21 protein-coding genes are annotated in these 17775 nt (G+C 62.8%); 16 read left to right on the top strand and 5 right to left on the bottom strand.

All coding sequences use genetic code 11. The annotated features are described in order from the left end of the window. Window positions 1-3: 3 nt before the first annotated feature. Window positions 4-426, bottom strand: coding sequence for a VOC family protein (locus ACNPN0_RS09725; RefSeq protein WP_448937797.1), 423 nt, complete (start codon window positions 424-426; stop codon window positions 4-6). Window positions 427-624: 198 nt separating this feature from the next. After that, window positions 625-1047, bottom strand: a complete 423-nt coding sequence (locus tag ACNPN0_RS09730) for an acyl-CoA thioesterase (RefSeq protein WP_105656140.1) — start codon at window positions 1045-1047, stop codon at window positions 625-627. A gap of 244 nt (window positions 1048-1291) precedes the next feature. On the opposite strand from ACNPN0_RS09730, the gene glsA reads away from it, so the two are divergent. From glsA to ACNPN0_RS09765, 7 genes are all read left to right on the top strand, one after another. Continuing rightward, window positions 1292-2320, top strand: a complete 1029-nt coding sequence (gene glsA, locus ACNPN0_RS09735) for a glutaminase A (RefSeq protein WP_105656141.1) — start codon at window positions 1292-1294, stop codon at window positions 2318-2320. A 338-nt stretch (window positions 2321-2658) separates the two neighbouring features. Next, window positions 2659-3213 carry an alternate-type signal peptide domain-containing protein gene (locus ACNPN0_RS09740; RefSeq protein ID WP_448937796.1) on the top strand — a complete coding sequence of 185 codons (555 nt, stop codon included), beginning with the start codon at window positions 2659-2661 and terminating at the stop codon, window positions 3211-3213. 25 nt (window positions 3214-3238) lie between these two features. Beyond that, window positions 3239-3814 carry a hypothetical protein gene (locus ACNPN0_RS09745; protein ID WP_133834149.1) on the top strand — a complete coding sequence of 192 codons (576 nt, stop codon included), beginning with the start codon at window positions 3239-3241 and terminating at the stop codon, window positions 3812-3814. Continuing rightward, window positions 3811-4380 carry a signal peptidase I gene (locus tag ACNPN0_RS09750; RefSeq protein WP_133834148.1) on the top strand — a complete coding sequence of 190 codons (570 nt, stop codon included), beginning with the start codon at window positions 3811-3813 and terminating at the stop codon, window positions 4378-4380. The genes ACNPN0_RS09745 and ACNPN0_RS09750 overlap by 4 nt, the downstream gene beginning before the upstream one ends. Continuing rightward, window positions 4377-5063: a hypothetical protein gene (locus ACNPN0_RS09755; RefSeq protein WP_448937795.1), complete on the top strand. Its 687-nt coding sequence runs from the start codon at window positions 4377-4379 to the stop codon at window positions 5061-5063. The genes ACNPN0_RS09750 and ACNPN0_RS09755 overlap by 4 nt, the downstream gene beginning before the upstream one ends. Further along, complete coding sequence (locus ACNPN0_RS09760) at window positions 5060-5635, top strand: hypothetical protein (protein ID WP_448937794.1); 576 nt, start codon at window positions 5060-5062, stop codon at window positions 5633-5635. The genes ACNPN0_RS09755 and ACNPN0_RS09760 overlap by 4 nt, the downstream gene beginning before the upstream one ends. A 1-nt stretch (window position 5636) precedes the next feature. Then, a complete protein-coding gene (locus ACNPN0_RS09765) occupies window positions 5637-6758 on the top strand; it encodes a signal peptidase I (protein WP_448937793.1) in 1122 nt (373 codons plus the stop codon). A gap of 10 nt (window positions 6759-6768) precedes the next feature. On the opposite strand, the gene ACNPN0_RS09770 is transcribed toward ACNPN0_RS09765, so the two are convergent. Then, window positions 6769-7416 (bottom strand): TetR/AcrR family transcriptional regulator, encoded by a 648-nt coding sequence (locus tag ACNPN0_RS09770; protein ID WP_332489075.1) that lies wholly within the window; start codon window positions 7414-7416, stop codon window positions 6769-6771. Between the two features lie 140 nt (window positions 7417-7556). On the opposite strand from ACNPN0_RS09770, the gene ACNPN0_RS09775 reads away from it, so the two are divergent. Both ACNPN0_RS09775 and ACNPN0_RS09780 read left to right on the top strand, forming a co-directional pair. Next, entirely contained in the window at window positions 7557-8534 is a 978-nt protein-coding gene (locus tag ACNPN0_RS09775) for a nitrilase-related carbon-nitrogen hydrolase (protein WP_133834143.1), read from the top strand. Then, the gene (locus ACNPN0_RS09780; RefSeq protein ID WP_332499264.1) at window positions 8527-9558 is read left to right on the top strand and encodes an agmatine deiminase family protein; all 1032 of its coding nucleotides are present in this window, start codon (window positions 8527-8529) and stop codon (window positions 9556-9558) included. The genes ACNPN0_RS09775 and ACNPN0_RS09780 overlap by 8 nt, the downstream gene beginning before the upstream one ends. A 4-nt stretch (window positions 9559-9562) precedes the next feature. Here the strand turns inward: ACNPN0_RS09780 and ACNPN0_RS09785 are convergent, their stop codons facing one another. After that, on the bottom strand, window positions 9563-10738 hold the full coding sequence (locus ACNPN0_RS09785; protein ID WP_448937792.1) for an FAD-dependent oxidoreductase: 1176 nt from the start codon (window positions 10736-10738) through the stop codon (window positions 9563-9565). A 113-nt stretch (window positions 10739-10851) separates the two neighbouring features. Between ACNPN0_RS09785 and ACNPN0_RS09790 the strand changes: the two genes are divergently transcribed. From ACNPN0_RS09790 to ACNPN0_RS09800, 3 genes are all read left to right on the top strand, one after another. Then, window positions 10852-11589 (top strand): sulfite exporter TauE/SafE family protein, encoded by a 738-nt coding sequence (locus ACNPN0_RS09790; protein ID WP_133834141.1) that lies wholly within the window; start codon window positions 10852-10854, stop codon window positions 11587-11589. Between the two features lie 78 nt (window positions 11590-11667). Beyond that, on the top strand, window positions 11668-12831 hold the full coding sequence (locus tag ACNPN0_RS09795; protein WP_332489078.1) for a hypothetical protein: 1164 nt from the start codon (window positions 11668-11670) through the stop codon (window positions 12829-12831). A 69-nt stretch (window positions 12832-12900) separates the two neighbouring features. Then, window positions 12901-13563: a GOLPH3/VPS74 family protein gene (locus ACNPN0_RS09800; protein WP_133834139.1), complete on the top strand. Its 663-nt coding sequence runs from the start codon at window positions 12901-12903 to the stop codon at window positions 13561-13563. A 39-nt stretch (window positions 13564-13602) separates the two neighbouring features. Here the strand turns inward: ACNPN0_RS09800 and ACNPN0_RS09805 are convergent, their stop codons facing one another. Next, entirely contained in the window at window positions 13603-14268 is a 666-nt protein-coding gene (locus tag ACNPN0_RS09805) for a GntR family transcriptional regulator (protein WP_105656154.1), read from the bottom strand. A gap of 167 nt (window positions 14269-14435) precedes the next feature. Between ACNPN0_RS09805 and ACNPN0_RS09810 the strand changes: the two genes are divergently transcribed. From ACNPN0_RS09810 to ACNPN0_RS09825, 4 genes are read left to right on the top strand one after another with little or no spacing between them, the layout of a single operon-like run. Next, window positions 14436-15557, top strand: a complete 1122-nt coding sequence (locus ACNPN0_RS09810; protein ID WP_448937791.1) for a type III polyketide synthase — start codon at window positions 14436-14438, stop codon at window positions 15555-15557. Continuing rightward, window positions 15557-16270 carry a methyltransferase domain-containing protein gene (locus ACNPN0_RS09815; protein ID WP_133834137.1) on the top strand — a complete coding sequence of 238 codons (714 nt, stop codon included), beginning with the start codon at window positions 15557-15559 and terminating at the stop codon, window positions 16268-16270. Before ACNPN0_RS09810 ends, ACNPN0_RS09815 begins: the two co-directional genes overlap by 1 nt. Next, window positions 16263-17396 (top strand): FAD-dependent oxidoreductase, encoded by a 1134-nt coding sequence (locus ACNPN0_RS09820; protein WP_448937790.1) that lies wholly within the window; start codon window positions 16263-16265, stop codon window positions 17394-17396. Before ACNPN0_RS09815 ends, ACNPN0_RS09820 begins: the two co-directional genes overlap by 8 nt. A gap of 32 nt (window positions 17397-17428) precedes the next feature. Then, on the top strand, window positions 17429-17749 hold the full coding sequence (locus ACNPN0_RS09825; protein ID WP_448937789.1) for a hypothetical protein: 321 nt from the start codon (window positions 17429-17431) through the stop codon (window positions 17747-17749). The last annotated feature ends 26 nt before the right edge of the window (window positions 17750-17775 follow it).

The raw sequence follows: 17775 nt of genomic DNA on the forward strand, positions 1-17775 counted from the left end.
AGCCTAGCTGCCTGGGTTTTCCATTGCTTCTGGACTCATCCACGCGATTTCCCAGACGTGGCCATCCGGGTCCTGGACGGCTGCCTGGTACATGCCCGGGAATGGCTCATCTGCCGGGCGGTAGACGCTGCCGCCACCGGCCTCGGCCCGCGCGACGAAGTCGTCGACGCCTTCGCGGGTTTCTGCCGAGAGGGCATTGAGGGTTTCGCGCATGCCGCTTCCGAGTGCCGGCTTATCGCCGTTGACCAGGAAGCTTGCGAAGAACTCTTGGCGCAGGACCATTACGAGAATGTTCTCGGCGATGATCCATGAGGTGGCATTTTCATCGGAGAACGTCGTGTTCTTGGTGAAGCCCATGGCCTCGTAGAATTTGTCGGCTCTGGCTAGATCGGCGGTCGGTAGGTTGACGAAAATCATCTGGCCCATGGGTTTCTCGCTTCTGCGTCGGGGGAATTCCTCAGTGCAAAAACAACTTTGCTGGACGCATGAACCGAGCGCAAGAGCTATGCGGGATTAGCCTTGAAATGAAACAAGGCCCCGCTAGGGCACGCAGTTAAGCGCGGCCGTGCGGGGCCTTGAATCAAACCCTTGAATTCTTGAGGGCTTCGGGCATTCAAACGGGGACTAGATCAGTGCCTTGGTGATTTCCAGCGGGATGCGATCGCGGGTGTAGGTGATGTGGTCGTAGCCGTGCGGTGCCGGCTTGCCGTCTTCGCCGATGTTCACGAAGACGATCTTCTCGATGGTCAGGATCGATTCCTGGGTGAAGATGTTGCGCACCTCTGCGCGCAGGGTGACCGAAGTCCGGCCGAAGTCGATAGCGGTCAGGCCCATCTCGATCAGGTCGCCTTCCTTTGCGGAGGCGATGAAGTTGATCTCGGACATGAACTTGGTGACAACGTGCTTGTTGCCCAGCTGGATGATCGAGTAGATCGCAGCTTCTTCGTCGATCCAGCGCAACAGGCTGCCGCCGAACAGCGTGCCGTTTGCGTTCAAGTCTTCTGGGCGAACCCACTTGCGCGTATGAAAAGTAATACCCTTAGCCATACACAAAATGCTAAGTCAGTTCGGGTGCATCGCGCTGTAAGTTGCTCCACAATGTAGGGGAAAACACATGCGATTCATGCATTGAATACCAAGTGGACGCGTGATTGGCGCGGGCGTCGGGAGAACTGGCCCAATGCTTCCTGCCTGCTCATGGCTGTATCCAAGGTGCTAAGCGGCAATGCTGTTGATAAGGTCAAATCAAGCAGCATGAATCAACGGACCCAGGACTAAAAGGCAGGTGAAGATGACCTATCCTTCGGAAGGGAATAACGAAACTATTCCCACCGATTTCGACGACGTCGTTCAGCAAGTTTCTACCGGTGAGCTGGAACATGATCGCATCGATTCCCTGCTCAAGGAAGCCCATGAGCGATACGCGGATGCAGACGACGGGCTCCTTGCCCATTACATTCCGATCCTGGGCCAAGCGGACCCCAATCTCTTTGGCATCGCCATGTCCCACGTCGGCGGCTCTGTCCACATGGTTGGCGATTGCGATCACCTGTTCTCGATCCAGTCGATCTCCAAGATGTTCGTCTACGCGCTGGTGGTGCAGGAGCACGGGCGCGAGGTCGTTCGCGAACGCATCGGCGTGAACAATACGGGCATGTCTTTCAACTCTGTGATGGCCGTCGAATTGAACAACGGCTTGCCGATGAACCCCATGGTCAATGCCGGCGCCATCGCCACGACAGCAATGATGCCCGGCAAGACCGCTGCCAAGAAGTGGGAGAACGTCCGGGAAGGGCTCTCCGCCTTTGCCGGCCGGGCGCTGAGCCTGGATGACGAGGTCTACCACTCCGAATCGCTGGCCAACGAACGCAACAAGGCCTTGGGGCATTTGCTCAAGAGCTATGGGCGGCTGGAGAACGAACCTGCGGATGCCGTTGATGTGTACACCAAGCAGTGCTCGCTGAATATCAGCGCGCATGATCTTGCCGTCATGGGCGCGACGCTGGCCGATGGCGGAGTGAACCCGGTGACCGGAAAGCGCGTCGTCGATGCAGACGTATGCCGCGATACCCTGGCGACCGTGGCCTCCAACGGCTTGTACGAGCGTTCTGGCGAGTGGCTGTTCGAGATCGGGATCCCGGCGAAGTCCGGGGTTTCTGGCGGCATTGTCGCGGTAGCTCCGGGCAAGGGTGCCATTGGCGCGTTCTCGCCGCCATTGGACATGGCCGGGAACTCGGTGCGCGCGCAGCTGGCCATCGGGCAGCTTTCGCGTGCCATGGGCCTGAATCTGTTTGCGTCGGCGCCAGATCGGGAAAGCTGATCCCGGGCGTTTCGCGCATTATCCAAAAGGCGGATTGATTCGCTAACTAGCTAGACTTTTATGGACAGGTGGATGGCCTTTGCCGTCCAACTTTCGCCATTCGGCGCCGGATCGTTTCGAGAGTTGGAGTCCTCGCGCAAAGGATCAGGTCAGATGCTGGTTAGCCAGAATTTTCGATGCCATGAGAATACGTTTCCACGGCGGTTGTGTTGCTTCCTCTAGCCGTGCAGGCCGGCGGCAGCGACATGTGACGTCCGGGGGTTGTAAAACCTACTAAACAAGCTTTACTTAAAGTGTGTGTCACTGGGGGCACCTGAAACTTTGAGGATGCGTATTTCATGAAGAAAGTAACCAAGGCGACCATTGCTGCTGTTGCTGCCGGAGCGCTGTTGCTCGGCGGCGCTGGAACGATCGCGCGCTGGCAGGCGCAGCAGACTATTGACGCGGGGACCGTGGAAACCGGCCACCTGAACTTGACGACCAACGGGGAGGGCAGCTGGCAGGACATCAGCAATCCGGAAGCGCCCGAGCCGTTCGACCCGGCAACCCAGCAGCTCGTTCCCGGCGACGTCGTTGCGTTCAGCCAGACCGCCACCATCGATGCCGAAGGCAAGAACATTGCTGGATCCCTGAGCGTCGCCCAAGCGGCTACGGCGCTGGGAGCGTTGGAAGGATACGTGACCGTCGCGCTGCAGGTCGATGCATCGGCGCCGGGGATTACGGAGGAGGCTGACGGCACACTGAGCTTTGCCGATCCGGGCACCTATTCAGTTCCATTCCTGATCACCGTCACCTTTGCCGAAGGAGCGGTGGGGGACACCCCGCCGTCGACCTATGACCAGCCGCTGGATCTTGAAGCGCTGACTCTGACCTTGGACCAAGTCCGCGCTTAGTCATGGAACGTGGATTGGCTGATGCATGCCCAAACCCTTGAAGTTCGCCATGGTCGCGGTTGTGCTCTTGCTGCTGGGTGTCAGCGCGCAAGGCACGGCCGCAACTTGGCGCGCCGAAAGCACGGTTGATCCGCCAGCCTTGAAAACCGGTTCGCTGGCATTGCTGGCCGGTGGCGAAACCGAGCACCAGTTCGCGAATCTGTCCGGCAGCGAGCTGATCCCCGGGGCGTTTACGCAAGCACCACTGGTGATCAGCAATGCTGGCACTGTGGACTTGACCTATCAGCTGGATGGGGCGGTCAATGCGACCGCTTCGCCGACTGCCGCTGATCGTGCCCTGTCCAGCGCTTTGCAACTGAGCATCTATTCCGGCATGGACCAAGCGGCCTGCGAAGCCGACCAGCCGTTGGCCGGGGAACGGCTGTATGCCGGGCCGCTGGGATCCACCGCCTCCTTCGCAGCTGCCAGGGTGCTTCGCGCCGCGCCGGCGATGGCGAATGAGGCCTTGTGCATTCGTGTTTCGGTTCCCTCCGGGGCACCTCAAACGGCTTCCGGCGGGAAAGTGGCGCTCAAGCTGGGATTCGCGGGGCAGCAGCGATGACAATTGGGAATCGCGTCCGGCGCAGGGAACAGCAGGAACGCACAGGGATCCGGTGGTGGTGCGGGCAGGTGCTTTCCTGGCTCGTGCTGTTCATCGTCCTTGCCCTGATTGCCGTCATGATCGTGGTTCCGAAATTGGGCGGGGCGACGGCGTATACAGTGCTCACCGGATCCATGCGGCCGCATTTGCCGCCCGGTACTTTGGTGGTGGTGAAGCCGATTGACCCGGAGCACCTTCGCATTGGCGAGGTTGCCACCTACCAGCTGGAATCAGGTGAGCCTGAAGTCGTTACGCACCGTGTTTCCGCTATCGGCGCGAGCCTGGGCGGGGAAGAACAATTCATTTTCCGCGGGGATGCAAACAACACCGATGACGAGCCGGTGCAACCCGAACAGATCCGGGGCAAGCTCTGGTATTCCGTCCCGCTCCTGGGATACGTGAACAGCGCTCTGTCACTCCAGCAGAGAACGTGGCTGACCTGGATCGCAGCGAGCGGATTGATCGTGTATTCGCTGGTGATGTTCGGCGGGGCATGGCGTGAACGGCAGGGGAAAGGGCAGCGATGAAGCTCCGTTTTCTTGCAGCCAGCGCGGCCATGACGGCCGTGATTCCCTGCGCGGCACTCGGCCTGGCACTGCCTGCATCAGCCGCGGAAACTGACCAGGGCCTAAGCTACAGCTTGGACGGCCGGGTCTATTCCGATGCCCCACCGCAGGTATTTGGAGGAGGCCCGGTCTTGGCGCCGGGCGTTGAATCCACCGGATCCTTGTGGATTCGCAATGACCGGGAGTCGGATATCGAAGTCCGCATCCGGACGATCGAGCCCGCTGCGTCAACCCGGATCTATTTCGAAACAGCCGGAGCCTCGGTAGTCCGGCTGGAACCGGACAAAGCCGCGGAATTCGGACTGAGGGTCGGACTGCCCTGGTCGGCGAAAAATGAGTCGGAGGACCAGCAGGTGCCTTCGTTGCAGGTGCGCATCGACGCCGTCGAATTAGCAGGCGGAGATGGGCAAACTCCGGATTCTTCGCGGCCGCCTGACGAAGGGGAATCGCCCGACAGCGATGCGCCGAGAGAAGAGCTGCCCCAATCGGATCCTCCCGAGCGGCATGATGGGCTCGGAGATACCGGGTTCCGCGGTGCGGCGCTGCTTGCGGCGGCAGGCATCGCGGGCATCGGGGGATTATCGTTGCTTGCTGCGCAACGCAGGAAACAAAAGGAACTTGAAACGGACGGAGTGGAACGATGAGCGACCGTTCAATGCGCATCAAGGCAATTCTCTCCTTGGGCATCCTCGTAGGATTCGGCACCGTCTCGACGCTGGCCTCATGGACCGGACAAGCGACAGCTACCTCGAACGTCAGCACGGCCACCGTTGCCCTGGGAGTTGGAGCCACTGCGGCCACCGCAACCTCGGCCAGCTACCAGATGCCCATCAGCGGCAACAACCTGTTTCCGGGCTCGACATCGGCATCCGTCGTGACAGTGAAGAACACCGGTTCCATCTCGGCGCCCTATGTTTTCGGCGGAAGAATCACCGAATCGGGCAACGCTGCGCTGGGGGCGGCACTCAATATCGTTGTAAAAACAGGCGCCACGGTCAGCGGCACCGGCTCCAGCGTTACTTGCTCGGGCGGAACGACACTGCTGTCGAAGAACGCTGGATCCCAGTTCGGCAGTGCCTCGGCCGCCAGGCCCTTGGCCGCCGGCAGCAGCGAAACCCTGTGCGTGCAGTACTCGCTGCCAATAACCGCGGCCAATACCCTGCAGGGCGCCACGACGGCAATCACCCTGGACTTCACCTCGACGGTGGGTTCATGAGATGAAGTCGAATCGAACTGGACCCCGCACAGGATCTTCGCTGACGCTGTTCCAGCGCCTCGTGCTGAACGCCTGCGCCGCGGCCGGGACCCTGTGCCTGGTCATGGCGGTGCTGGCGTTGGCTTTCGGGATCAAGCCCCTGGTTTTCGCCTCGGGATCAATGGGACCGGGCATCCCCACCGGTTCCCTGGGGCTGGCTGTCCCGACCGCGATAGAGGACGTCGCCACGGGCGACGTGGTTTCGGTGGTGATCAGTGACGAAGTGCGGGTGACGCACCGGGTTGTCGAAAAGACGGACGCGGGGCTGGTCCTCAAGGGTGATGCCAATCCAGTTCCCGATTTGGAAGCCTACCGGGTGGAGCAGGTGGACCGATTGCTTTTTAGCGTCCCCGGGCTGGGCTATGCGATTACCTGGCTCAGCCAGCCTTGGGCGTATTTCCTCGGCGGCCTGCTGTGCGCGTATGTGTTCTTCATTGCCTTCCGCCGCAATGGCCGGAATTCCAACGGCGGACAGCCTCGGACAGGGGGCACCGGGGTTCTCCGTCAGTCATCAGAGCAAGTACCGGCAAAAGCACAGGCAGCCAAAAGACCCTCGCGCTTCTTCCGGTTGATCGCCGCGCTCACTGCGGCAGCATTGCTGGGCACGATTGCCCTGCACGGGCCGAAAGCCGAAGTGACCCAGGCGGCCTTCATTGGTACCGCCACTGCATCGTCCGCCATCCGGGCAAGCACGTTGCCGCCGGCGACGGGTTCGCTGGCCTGCGCCGAGTCCGGCCTGGTCCTGACCACTGCCACTGTTTCGTGGCCAGCGCAGCAGCTGCCGCCCGGAGCCCGTCTGGTGCTCAGGCTGCAGACCGGTGCCACCACCTTCGGATACACGAACCTGGCATCCGGAGCGACCTCTGCAGCCTATGGGCCGGGGCTGAATCTGCTGGGACTGATCACGACGGGAGGTGCCCAGACGATGGAGCTGAAGCTGCTGGCGGTTTACACCACCGATAGCAATGAGGTCAACGAAAACGGGAGCAATATCGGATGGAGCGCCCCGCTGGCCACCTCGCCTACGCGTACGATCGTCTACCATCCCGGGCTACTGCTTGCCAGGGACTTCAGCTGTTCCTAGAGCGCAGCGCTCAACGCTGCCGCGATTGACCGTCTTCCGCGTCGTTCGCGCGGTCCGACGACTGCTGGCCGAAGGCAGCCAGCAGCATTGAGAGCCCCAGCTCGAAGGTTGCCCGGGGACGGCTGCTATCGGGCAGGTCGGCATCCAACGCTTCTTTGAAATAACGTGATGACTCGGCATTAGGCTCCCAGACAAGTGCAGGTGCCGCAGCGTCCAAGGCGGATCCGAGCACAAAGGAGTCGACGATCGTGATGACCTGCAGCCGCCGCTTCGGTTCGAACCCGGCCATAGCGAAGGCCTCGGCCAGTGCATCGTAGACGCGCAGCGTGGTGCTGTCGCGGACTGTGTGGCTGGTGAGCAGCGGGATCAACCGTGGGTGCCTTGAATACGACTCCCAGTAGGACGTGGCAATTTGCCGTACGATCTCCTGCCAGTCGCTGGAAGCGTTATCGGGCAGGCTGATCGCCGACATGGCCCGGCCTCTCATCAGCTCGATGATCTCATCCTTGCCGGCCACGTGGTTGTACAGGGACGAAGCGGAGACCGAGAGGGCCTTGGCCAATTGCGGAAGCGTGAACTCGCCATGGGCGTCGACGAGCTTGAGTGCGGCATCGGCGATTGCGGCGGTGCTGAGCTTCGGCTTGGAAGGCCTGGCCATGAATTCTCCCGTTGTTGAAGGTTCTGGGTAGAGCTTACACAAATAAACGAAAGTCATTCGTTAAATCCCTTGCGCCGAGGCCTTTGCTGGACCTAATCTTTAAACGAATACCATTCGTTTAATATCTGAAGGGGAGCCCAATGCAAGAGATCCTGGCCCTAGAACCACCCGTTTCCCCGGCGCGTGCCGAAGCCAAGTCGCGCGGCGAGATCACCATTGCGCTGGTGCAGCACCGCTGGCGCGAAGACCCGCGGGAACTGCGCGGCGAACTGGAGGACGGCATTGCCCGCGCGGCCAAGCATGGCGCGCGCATCGTCTTCCTTCCGGAACTGACCCTGGGGAAATACCCGGCCTTCGAGATCCCGGACGCCGACGCCGCGGACGAGACCGCCGAGGATCTGGAGAACGGGCCGACCGTGGCCTTCGCCCGCGAGATGGCCGCCAAGTACAACCTGCACGTGCACATCTCGCTGTTCCGCAAGGCTCCGGCCGCCGACGGGTTGGGATTGAACACCGCAGTGGTTCTTTCCCCGGAGGGCCGGATCGTCGCGCTGACCAACAAGCTGCATATTCCGCGGACCGCCGGCTACTACGAGGACAAGTACTTCCGCGAAGGGCCCAACGACGAGCCCTACCCGCTGCACCGCATCGAGGCGCTCGGGGACCTGGCCATGGGCCTGCCCACGTGCTGGGACGAATGGTTCAGCGAGCCGCCGCGCATCTATTCGCTAGCCGGAGCGGACCTGCTGGCCTATCCCACCGCAATCGGTTCCGAACCGGACCACCCGGACTTCGACACCGAGCCGCTGTGGCGCCAGACCATCATCGGCAACGGCATTGCCAACGGGCTGTTCATGGTTGTCCCTAACCGCTGGGGCGACGAGGGGGCGCTGGACTTCTACGGATCGTCATTCATCTCGGACCCCTACGGCCGCATCCTGGCCCGCGCCCCGCGCGATGCCTCAGCGGTGCTCGTGGCCACCTTGGACCTGGACGCCCGCCGCGACTGGCTGGAGCTCTTCCCGTTCCTGCGCACCCGCCGGCCCGATACCTACTCGGTGCTGGCTGCGCCGCGCGAAGACGCGCAGCTGGGAGAACGGATGCAGTCCCATGCCTGAGTTGCGCATGCCGGCCGAAACCGAAGCCCATGAGCGCATCTTCATGGCATTTCCCTCCGGCGGCTACACGCTGGGTGAAACCGAAGCGCAGGCCGAAGCTGCCCGTGCCGCCTGGAGCGCCGTGGCCCGGGCAGTCAGCGCCTTCACCCCAGTCACAATGGTGGTGGACCCGGCCAGCGAAGCCGAGGCCCGGCGCCATCTGGGCGATGCGGTCAGCTACTGCCTGCACCCGCTGGACGATGCCTGGATGCGCGATTCCGGCCCGAGCTTCGTGCGTACCGCACAGGGCCAGCTCAAGGCGGTGAACTGGAACTTCAACGGCTGGGGCGCGCAGAGCTGGGCATCCTGGGACAAGGACCGCCTGGTGGCGGGCCATGTCGCGCGCCTTGCCGGCGCAGAAGAGATCCGGGCGTCGATCACCAATGAGGGTGGCGGGATCCACGTGGACGGCGAGGGAACGGTACTGGCCACGCGCAGCGTCCAGCTGGATCCGGGGCGCAACCCGGGCAAGACCGAGATGGACATCGAGGACGAGTTCGCCCGGCTGCTCGGAACCCGGAAGACCATTTGGCTCGATCGCGGGCTGAGCCGCGACAACGAGGAATTCGGCACGCGCGGCCACGTGGACATCGTCGCCTGCTTCGCCCGGCCCGGTGTCGTGCTCTACCACGACCAGCAGGATCCGCGGCACCCGGACCACGCGATTTCGCAGGCCGTGCGCGCACGGCTGGAGCAATCAACCGACGCGCAGGGACGGACGCTGGAGCTCATTGCCGTGCCGGCGCCGACCGTGCTGCGCGATGCCGAAAGCTGGGTGGACTATTCCTATATCAACCACCTGGTGACCAACGGCGGGGTCATCGCCTGCAGCTTCGATGATCCCAATGACCACCAGGCCGCGAGCATCCTAGCTGCGGCCTATCCAGGACGGGAAGTGGCCAGCGTGGATGCGCGCGAGCTGTTCGCCCGCGGAGGCGGCATCCACTGCATCACCCAGCAGCAGCCCGCCGCGGAACGGGGATAGGCCCCTAGCCCAGGCCGACCGCGCGGCGGCGTTCCAGGAAGACCGGTTTCGCCGCCGTGCGGGTTGCGGAGAACAGGGGTTCGGCCGCGCGCCGGCCCAGGGCCAGGTCGGCCAGGTATTCGCCGATGGCGGGCACGAATTTGAAGCCGTGCCCGCTGAATCCCGCGCCGACGGTGACCGGCCCCAGCGAATCGAGGATGAAGTGCTCGTCTGCGGTGTTGGCGTAGGTGCAGGACACCGTTTCGTAGCGCGAGGGATCCGCTCCCGGAAGCCAGCGTGCCGCGTAGTCCTGCAGCGCGCGCAGCTGTTCGTCGCTGGCCTGGTGCGGCCGGTGCTCCGGATCGATGATCCGTCCGGAACCATGCCAGCCCACCTTGATGCCTTCCCCCGGGGTGCGCATGCCGTAGATGGGACCGAAGACGCGTGATCCGATATCCCGCGCCGGATCCAGGGTGTGGTTGAACCCCGGCCAGTGCGCCGGCAGGTCCTTCTGCGCGAAATGCACCGGGTGCTCTTCGGTGACGTGGATGGCAGGAAGCTTGAACGCATCGCCCAGCAGCTGCGCGGTCCAAGCCCCCGCGGTGACGATGGCATGGCGAGCCCGGATAGCCGACATGGTGCCCTGGTGCTGGACTTGCACCTCGACACGGTCATCGGCAAGCACCTGCAGAGCGGTCACCCGGTGCCCGTATTCCACGGCAGCTCCGTGCGCTACGGCCAGCTTCTGCAGCGAAGCCACCGCAAGATCGGCATTGATCTGGCCGCCGGCGGGGATATGCAGGACTTCGGTCTCGAACTTCATTCCCGCGAAACGCTCTTCTGCCGCAGCGATGCTCAGCAGCTCGCTGCCGAATCCTGCGTGGGCGAGGACCTGGTGCATTGCCCGTTGTTCGGCAACGATTCCGTGATTGACCAATCCGGTGCGCTCCAGCAGCCGGGTGCCGGCTTGCTCGGAAAGCGAATCCCACAAAGCGTCGGAACGCTGCAGCAGGCGAAGATACTCCGGTTCGGTGTAGGCAGGATTGAAGTTGCGGGTTGCTCCGTGCGAGGCGCCCTCCAGATGGCCCGGAGCAAAGCGTTCCAGCAGCAGGACCTCGTGCCCGCCAGAGGCCAGGGACCACGCGGCCGCCGAGCCCATCGCGCCGCCGCCGATAATCATGAAATCTACGTCATTGCTCACCTCTACAGCGTAAAACTCCAACTGAAGCGGGCTCCATTCAATTGACTCATTGGCCGTGGACTAACGTAATAGAGGATGGGAATCGGGAAAGCGGAGGCAACGTGGAGCAAAGCGTGCAACTAGCGGCGGTAATCGGCTTGGCAGCTGCAGTTTTCGTGGGCGCCTCCACGCAACGAATCTCCGGAATGGGGTTCGCGCTGGTCTCCTCGCCCTTCCTGGTCATGGTCTTGGGACCCCATGAGGGGGTCATGCTGGTCAACCTGCTCGGCGCCTGCAGCAGTTTGCTGATCTTTGCGCAGGTCTTCCGTCAGGTCGAGTACCGGAAGGTCGCCTTCATGCTCATACCGGCCATGCTCATGACCGTTCCCGGAGCTTGGCTGGCGAACTCGCTGGAGGGTCCATGGCTTTCCATCGGCATATCGTTCATGGTGATCCTGGCACTGGTTTCGAGTTTCATGATTCGAAATCTCGCGCTGGCCCAAAGCAAGGGATTGGCCATCGGCGCCGGGGCAGTTTCCGGATTCATGTCAGTGACCGCCGGTGTCTCCGGCCCGGCCATCGCGGGATACGCCGTGGCCAGCCGCTGGCCGCAGGCGCAATTCGCCATCTCCGTGCAGCTCTACTTCCTGGTGCTGTCGCTGACGTCCCTGGCCGCCAAGGGCGGCATGCCACAGCTGGATTGGCAGCAGTGGGGTGCTTGCCTTGGCGCGATGGTGCTGGGCATCTTGCTGGGCAATTACCTGGCTCCGAGGATCCCGCAAAAATTCAGTCGCGCATTCGTGATACTGATTGCCTTCGGCGGTGCCGTGAGCCTGATGGCCAGCGGCTTGGTCGACTTGGCCTCCAACTAGCGCAGTGCGCTGCTGCGCAGTGCGCGGCGGCGCCGCGGGCGGTACACGTTTTTCAATGAAAATGAGAGAATGTACTCCGTGCATTCCCAATATCCCGATGTAACTCTCAGCAAACGAGTCAGCGAGCTAGACATTGAGCGCCGTGCCCTGTGGGCCGGCCTGTTCTGTTCCCTATTCGGGTTGGTTGTGGGGCTCATTATCTTCGCCGGCGAGCGTCCGCCGCTCTTTGGCGATCTGTCCGTGGGCATCGTCTCCGCCGTTTGCGGTGCTGTCTCGGCCGGAACCAGCAGCGCCTATGCTTTCCGTTCGATGCTGAGAGCACGGGAACCGTGGCTGAAGAAGATTCCCAAATGGCGCCAGATCGTCACGGCCCTGGGTCTCGTATTGGTGCACGTAGCCAGTTCGGTCATGATCCTGCTGGTGGTCTTCCATTTGTTCCAGCAGGCCTTCTACGGGCTGCATCTGGATGTGCTTGCAGGCGCGCTGGCAGTCAGCGTCGCCACGGGCATCTCCGCCTACCTGTCCCTGGAAGCAACCGCGCGCATCAACGCGGAATCACTTTCCGTGGTGCTGGGCATCTTCATGAGCGCCGGGGTGCTGATCAGCATGCTGCTGGCCGAAGACCAGGGCTGGTGGCAGAGCATGTTCTCTTCGCTGGGAACCACGCAGGCCGGCATGGGCTCGTTCTGGACCTTCAACCTCACGCTGGTGATTTCCGGCTTGGTGCTGGCGGCCTTCACCGAATTCCTGACCCGCGACCTGGTCCGCCTGGCCCAGTCCTACCGTTGCCGCCCGGCGCTGGAAAGGTACAGGATTGCACGAATGGTGCGTCCCCGGCCGCGGCTCGTGCGCTGGTGCCTGCTGATTGTCTCGGTCGGCATTATCGGCATTGGCCTGGTCCCCTTCGATCTGTCGATGGAAGTGCATTCGGCATTCGTGCAACTGGTCTCGGCGGCCATGATCTTCTTGCTGCTGGGCACCATCGTGCTGCTGCCTGGCTACCCTGCGGTATTCCATATGCTCTCCTACGCAGCCATTGGCGCGATCTGGGCGGCCTTCCAGCTGTGGACCGAATGGTCGTACTACAACCTGACCGGTTTCGAGCTTTCGGTCGTGGCCATCATGTTCAGCTGGATCTCGGTATTCATCCGCACGACGTCGGCGATGACCCAGGACCGTTCCGAACCCCGCACCACCCATTCGCCTTCCGAAGTAGCCAAGGCGAAGAAGTCCGCGGCCTAGGGCGGCCGAGCCTGAATATCCGTCGGAAGGCTGAAGAATTTCGCCTCTGCGGGCCGGTAGCCTGAAAATATGTTGATTGCAGAAAAGCTCTACTTGCTAATGGCCGATGACTCCGAAAAGCCGGAGACAGTTGTATCAGCTACGGGATACGGCATGAATGCTGCCATCATCACCGACTTGATGATCGCTGGGCGTGTGGCGCTGAGCGAGGATCAGCAGCGGCAGATCCAACTCATCGGTGCCGGCCCTTGCCCGGATCCAGTTCTCGCCGCGCCATTGGAAAAGCTGGAAAAGAGAGGCAATCTGAGCCTCGACGAAGCGGTGAAGATCAATTCCTTGTGCGATGCCCGCTCGCTGACCGATTCCTTGGCCAAGGGCGGGATCATCGAATACGGTGAACGCACACTGCTGGGCTTGGGCAAACAGCGGGTCCGCATCATCAACCAACAGATCCAGCGCCAGATCCGGACCGATTTGCAGGGCGCCCTGCACGGGCAGAAGATCCCGGGAACCAGCGACACCACCGTGCTCGCGATCTTGCAGGCGATAGGCCTGGTGAACGATGTGCTGGAAGAAGAGCTCGCACCCATGACGGGAAGCCAAGCGCAGTCCCGGATTGCGGAACTCGCACAGGATTCACCAGCAGCCGACTCCGCGCAACGGGCAGTAGCAGCGATGAACGCCGCCATCGTTACCCAGCGCGTCATTCCGCCCGCGCCTGGCAAAAAATAGCTGGACGGCGCTCGAAAGGAAAGACTACTGCGCGATGATTCAGCGCAGGGTGCTCAATCCCGCATCCATGACCACCTGGATAGTGGAACGGTAATGGCTATTGAGCAGTTCACCGAGCAGGGCTGCATTACGATCCAAGGCGGCATCCAGGATTTCCTGGTGCTCCTTTTCAACGTTGCGCTTGCCTGCGGCCTTCGACGGGGCAGCCCAGCGGCGGTACAGCTCGGTGAAGTTCGAAAGGTCGGCAGAGAGCTTGAGCATCGGCTGGCAATCGCACGGTACCAGCAATGCATGGTGGAATTCGCGGTGCGCCTCGGACCATGCGGGGTTGACGGTGCCAGGTTCCTCCGGCAAACGCCGCGGAGTGCGCGAAAGCTTGTGGTGGGCTGCGATCAAGTTCGATTCCCACGCGACATCTCCGCGCTCCACCGCCAAGCGGGCGGCCAGTGCCTCGGTGGAACACCGCAGTTCGGTGATATCCGCCAGTTCGCGCAGGTTCAGATCCGGCACGAAGAAACCGCGGTTTGGGCGGATGACCACCAGGTTTTCCCCCGCTAGCCGTGTCAGCGATTCGCGGATCACGGTGGTGCTGGTCTCGAACTGTTCTGCCAAAGTGGTCGGCTGAAGGCGGTCACCGGGGGACCAGAAGCCATCAAGGATGGTTCGGCGGATACCCTCCAGGGAATGAACTGATGCCTTTGCCAAGCTGACCTCTTCATGCGTGATCGATTGAATCTGATGTTAATAACAATAATCATATTCTTCGCAGGGGATAGATAATCCACGCGCACGGCGGAACAGAATACCCGGGCTATTGCTGGTAATTCGCCAAAGCTGTTTACCTTCCCCCGCATCGGTCCTAGGCTCGGGTCATGTCAGTGAAGATCCGCACGATTCAAACCGCAGTTCCCGCGACGACCCTGGCCCAGGAAAAGATCCGCGATGTCTTTGCCAGCCAGCCGAACCTGAGCCGGCTGGGTGAACGGCTCATCGCCACCTCGTTCAACTCCGCCGCGATCAGCACCAGGTACAGCTGTGTCGATGAATTCGACCTCTCCCTGCCCGAACCCGAAACTCCGCTGTTCTACGACCGGGTTGAAGGCCGGCTGCTCTCCCCGAGCACCGCCGAACGCAACGGCATCTATGCGAAACAGGCCAGCGCGCTGTTCACGAACGCCGCGAAAAAGGCTCTCGACGCCTGCCCGGACCTTGCCCCGGAAGATATCACCCACGTCATTACCGTCTCCTGCACCGGGTTCTACAACCCGGGTCCGGACTACCAGATCGTACGGGCACTGGGGCTGGCGCCGAGCACGGTGCGCCACCACCTTGGTTTCATGGGATGCTACGCGGCGTTCCCAGCCCTGCGCGCGGCCCGCGACTTCTGCCTGGCCGATCCGCAAGCCACCGTGCTGGTGGTCTGCGCCGAGCTGTGCACCTTGCATGTGCACAGCTCCAATGACCCGGACACCATCATGGGCTCGGCCATCTTCGCCGACGGGGCCGCTGCGGTGATCGTCTCGGCGCAGGGCAGCGGGCTGCTGGAAATGGACGGCTTCGAAACCGTGCTCACCCCGGTGGGCGAGGAGGCCATGGCCTGGAATATCGGCGACCACGGATTCGAGATGGTGCTGGGCACCTACGTTCCGCACATCATCGACGAGCACATCGCCGGGGCGCTGCAGCCGCTCTTGGCCAAGGATGCCGACCCGGAACTCTCCGTGGACCGGATTAGGCACTGGGGTCTGCATCCCGGGGGCCGGGCCATCCTGGACCGGGTGCAAAACCGGCTGGGCCTGGATGACCAGCAGCTGGTGCCAGCCCGCGCGATCCTGGATCGCTACGGGAACATGTCCAGCGCCACGGTGCTATTCGTGCTCAAGGAAATCCTGGAAGCGGCCGCTACGGACGAGGGCGAAAGGGTCTGCTCCATGGCATTCGGTCCGGGGCTGACGGTGGAATCCGGGCTGTTCACCATATGCCGGCAAGGATAATGCTCCGGCTGGCCCGGGCAGCGGAAGCCATCGAGGAAATGGACCGCCCGGATTGCGACCCGGCGCTGCTGCGCCGCACCTACGCCCAGTTCCCTCTGGTCAACCGGGTAGTAGCCGGCTGGCGGGGCAATTACGTGCAGTACATCCGCCCGTTGCTGGCGCGCCGGGTCCGGGCCAGGATTCTGGACGTAGGTAGCGGGGGAGGAGACATTGCGGCGAATCTGGCGCGCTGGGCGCTCGCCGACGGGTTCGAGGTGGCAGTGTGCGGTATCGACCCGGATCCCCGGGCCATCTCCTACGCCCGGCAAGCGCTGCAACGCTGCACGTTGCCGCGCGGGGTACTCGAATTCCGGGAAACAACCAGCACCCGGCTAGCGGCCGACGGCGAGCAGTTCGACTTGGTGCTCTCCAATCACCTGCTGCACCACCTGGGTACGGACCAGCTGCGCCAGTTGCAGGACGAGACCGAGCAATTGTGCACCGGGATCGGGTTGCACAGCGATATCCGGCGTTCCCCGGTGGCGCTGGGCCTGTTCGGGCTGGCGACCCTGCCGCTGGCAGGCAGTTCGCTGATCCGGCGCGATGGCCTGACCTCCATTCGGCGCAGCTTCGTGCCGGGGGAACTGGGGCCATTGCTCCGCTCTGGTTGGGAGGTGCGCACGCAGCGGCCCTACCGCAACCTGCTGCTCTGGGAAGCTGGCGGCCATGGATGACGCCGCGATCATCGGCGCCGGGCCGGTGGGCCTGGCCCTGGCCATAGAGCTCGCCCAAAGTGGGCATGCCGTTCGGGTTTTCGAGCAGCGCAGCGAACCGGTAGCCCACTCGCGCGCTATCGGCCTGCATCCTCCAGCGCAAGAGGTTCTGGCGCGGCTCGGCGTGGGACCGGCGGTGCAGCGCAGCGGTGTGCAAATCCGCGGCGGACTGGGGATCTCGCGCGGGCGGAGCATCGCTTCGATGGATTTCTCCACTATTGGCGGCCGATACCCCTATGTGCTGTCCTTGCCGCAGCAGGACACCGAGCAATTGCTGCGCGAGCGCTTGGAACAGCTGGCACCGGGGTCATTGATGATGGACTGCGCTTTCGAGCAGGTACTCGGGCAATCGGAGCAAGCCGTGGAATTTGCCGCTGGCGGCGTGGTGCACCGGGCCCGGTGGCTGGCCGGAGCTGACGGGGTCCGCTCCGCGGTCCGCACGGATCTCGGGGTTGGCTTTGCCGGAAGAGAACATCGCGACCGCTACCTGATGGGGGACTTCCCGGAGACCACTGGGCTGGCGCACACTGCCGCGCTTTTCCTGCATCAGCAGGGGATTGTCGAGTCCTTCCCGCTGCCCGGTGCGCGGCGGCGCTGGGTGGTGCGCATCGAGCAAATGCAGGTCGATGATTCGCCGGGCATGCTGGCCCAGACCATCTTGGATCGCACCGGATACCTTCTTGACGCCGAGGCCTGCACGATGACCAGCAACTTCGGCACTGCCACCCGGATGGTGCCCTCGATGGTCCATGGGCGCGTGGTGCTGCTGGGCGATGCGGCCCACCAGATCAGCCCGATCGGCGGGCAGGGGCTGAGCTTGGGGCTGGCTGATGCGCAGGCGGTGGTGCAGGTCATTGCCGCCAGGGCACCCCTTGAAGCCTTGGACGACCTGCGGCTCGGGGCCGCCCGCAGTGCGGCCCGGCGTGCGCAGGCGAACATGCTGCTGGGCCGTGCACTGCCGCGCTGGGCCGTCCCTTTGCGGGATTCGGCGTTTTCCCGGCTGGCCTCCAGTGCCTGGCTGCATGAGAAGGTGGCGCGCGACTTCACGATGACCGGTCCCGGACAGCGTTCGGTTCCCGTCGCATGACGAAATGGCAACGTTTCGAAGACTGATTGCGAATGGAGCATCTATCTGGATGGCGCCCAATGGCGCAGGAAGTGCACATCGACAAGCAGCTCGCCAACGGCTCGGTCAGCGGAGAAGTCAGGGCTTACCTGGGTGAAACCGACCACGGCGAGTCCATCTGGGGCGAGACCTTCCAGCTGGAGGCGGTCATGGCCGGCACCGGTGATGCGGTGGTCACCTACGAGCATCAGGATGGATTCCGGCACTGGAGCAAAGACCGACCGGCCTCTGCCACCAGCGGGCATCTGGGGGACATGGACCTTGCCGGTGCCGTGGGCAACCTCGGCCACCTGAAGGAATCCTTCAAGTACTGAACACCCGAAGGCAGCAGTGCCGGGGG

Source organism: Glutamicibacter sp. AGC84, assembly GCF_053543575.1.